1 protein-coding gene is annotated in these 891 nt (G+C 68.7%); it reads left to right on the top strand.

All coding sequences use genetic code 11. The features are described 5' to 3' along the window. Window positions 1-891: autotransporter outer membrane beta-barrel domain-containing protein (locus JT360_RS33230; RefSeq protein WP_214477696.1), on the top strand; the 891-nt coding region annotated here is incomplete at both ends.

Raw genomic sequence — 891 nt, 5'->3', positions numbered from 1 at the left:
CCAGGCAGGTCAGGGCGAGGCCGCCGATGGTGCGGCAACGGCCTATGCGGAAGATGGGGCGAGCGGCGGCAAGGATCAGTTCGCCGCGCTCGGCATGAAGGCCAGCCACGACGCCGACCTGGTGGGGCCTGTCTTCGCCAGCCGCTGGCAGGCATGGGGCGCCGTCTATGGGGGTTCGCAGAAGATCGGCGGCGATGCCGTCGTCGGTTCGCACGACACGAATGCGGACATTTTTGGCGTGGCCGGCGGCATCGTCAGGAATTGGGGCGACAGCCGCCTCGGCGTCGCGATCGGCGGCGGCTCGTCCAGCTTCTCGCTGTCGGATGATCTCGGCTCCGGCCATGCCGACACGTTCAATATCGGCGTGTTCGGCCGGCAGGGTTTTGGCGATGCCTATATCGCCGGCGTGCTGGCCTACGGGTTCAACGACACCAACACCAGCCGGGCGGTGCCGGGCGACACGCTGGAGGCTTCCTTCAACGCGCAGACCTGGTCGGGACGCGTCGAGGGCGGCTACCGCTTCGCCACGCCGGTCGCCGCGCTGACGCCCTACGCCGCCTTCCAGGCCACGGCCTATCACCTGCCGGGCTATGCCGAGACCAGCGCCGGCTCCGGCGATTTCGCGCTCGGCTACGGGTCCCAGACGACCACCGCCACGCGCTTTGAACTGGGCCTCAACCTCGACAAGGACATCGCGCTGCAGGATGGCGCGAAGCTGACGCTGTCGGGCCGCGCCGCCTGGGCGATCAATGGCGGCACCGATCGCAAGGTGACAGCGACGTTCCAGAGCCTGCCCGGCGCGTCATTCACCATCGACGGTGCCGAGCCGGACACCAACGCCGCGCTCCTCAATGCCAGCGCGACATACACATCCCGCTCCGGCCTGTTTGC

Source organism: Mesorhizobium sp. dw_380 (assembly GCF_018588885.1).
GTDB lineage: Bacteria > Pseudomonadota > Alphaproteobacteria > Rhizobiales > Rhizobiaceae > Mesorhizobium.
The sequence above is the reverse complement of the archived record's forward strand: the minus strand, read 5'-3'. Positions and strand labels throughout refer to the sequence as shown.